This is a genomic window from Micromonospora sp. CMU55-4 (assembly GCF_011602315.1).
GTDB lineage: Bacteria > Actinomycetota > Actinomycetes > Mycobacteriales > Micromonosporaceae > Micromonospora > Micromonospora chalcea.
In genome coordinates, this window is record NZ_JAAOLH010000044.1 from 1 (window position 1) to 1332 (window position 1332).

Genomic DNA, 1332 nt, shown 5'->3' on the forward strand with positions numbered 1-1332 from the left:
TGAGCCGCCCCCGCTTTTATGGAGCTTCTTGACCATGGTCTGATGGCCGTGGGGGAGGAAGTCGTCCGTGGCAGCACCGAAGAAGTACCCCGATGAGCTACGTCAGCGCGCTGTGCGTCTGTACCGCGAGTCGGATCCGAAGCCCGTCATCCGGCGCCTGGCCGAGCAGCTTGGCGTGCATCACGAGGCGCTCAGGAGCTGGATCCGCCAAGCCGAGGCCGACGCAGGTGAGCGTCACGACCGGCCGACCAGCGAGATGGCGGAGGAGAACCGCCGGCTGCGCAGGGAAGTCACTGAGCTGCGGCGGGCGAACGAGATCCTGAAGGCTGCGAGCGCGTATTTCGCGGCGGAGCTCGACCCGACCCGGCGACGGTCATGACGTTCATTGATGAACACCGTGACCAGTTCGCGGTCGCGCTCCTGCTACGGGTCCTGAACATCGGCGCCTCGACCTACTACGCGTGGGTCAAGCAGGCCGAGCAGCCCTGCGACCGGGACGTCGTCGACCTGGGGTTGATCTCTAACATCCACGAGATCTGGGAGACCTCCGGGCGAACCTACGGCGCGGACCGGGTCCACCGGCAGCTACGCCGTGACGGCATCCGCGTGGGCCGCAAGCGCGTCGAGCGGCTGATGGCCGCCCACGGCTGGCAGGGGGCGTTCCTGCGCCGGGGCTGGCGTGGCGGCTCCACGAAGCAAGATCCCCGACACACGCCAGCGCCGGATCTGGTCAACCGGCAGTTCACCGCCGACGGGCCGAACCGGCTCTGGGTTGCCGACGCCACCCGCATCCCCTGCGGTGAGGGTGTGTTCTGGCTCGCCGCGGTCCGGGATGTGTTTTCCCGCCGGATCGTCGGGTGGAAGACGTCTGACCGCTGCGACACCGACCTGATCCTCGCCGCCCTCGAATACGGCATCTGGTCGCGCGATGTCCGCGGCGGCCAGTTGATCCACCACTCGGACAGGGGATCCAACTACACGTCGTTCCGTTTCTCCGAACGCTTGCAGGACAACGGGATCCTGCCCTCGATGGGCTCCGTCGGCGACTCGTACGACAACGCGTTGATGGAGAACTTCTGGTCGACGTTGAAGATCGAACTCGTCTACCGCACCTCGTGGCGGACCCGCGACGAAGCCGAGAACGCGATCTTCGCCTACATCGACGGCTGGTACAACACCCGCCGCATCCAACGCGAGCTGGGCTACCTCAGCCCCAACGAGTACGAGACCGCCTGGCACACCCGCCAGCCGCAACCAGCCGAGCCACCTATCGCCACCCCTGCGCCAGCCGGCAGCAGGTAACCACCGCTCCATCAAAGCGGGGGGAACTCA

2 protein-coding genes are annotated in these 1332 nt (G+C 66.7%); both read left to right on the forward strand.

Annotated features, from left to right (window positions below; all coding sequences use genetic code 11):
- Window positions 1-67: 67 nt before the first annotated feature.
- Window positions 68-379: a transposase gene (locus HA073_RS30160; RefSeq protein ID WP_069087405.1), complete on the forward strand. Its 312-nt coding sequence runs from the start codon at window positions 68-70 to the stop codon at window positions 377-379.
- The gene (locus tag HA073_RS30165) at window positions 376-1302 is read left to right on the forward strand and encodes an IS3 family transposase (RefSeq protein WP_069087404.1); all 927 of its coding nucleotides are present in this window, start codon (window positions 376-378) and stop codon (window positions 1300-1302) included. Before HA073_RS30160 ends, HA073_RS30165 begins: the two co-directional genes overlap by 4 nt.
- Window positions 1303-1332: the final 30 nt, after the last annotated feature.

Coding starts and splice junctions, on each gene's coding strand:
- HA073_RS30165 (WP_069087404.1), top strand. CDS start 376: ATGACGTTCATTGATGAACACCGTGACCAGTTCGCGGTCGCGCTCCTG.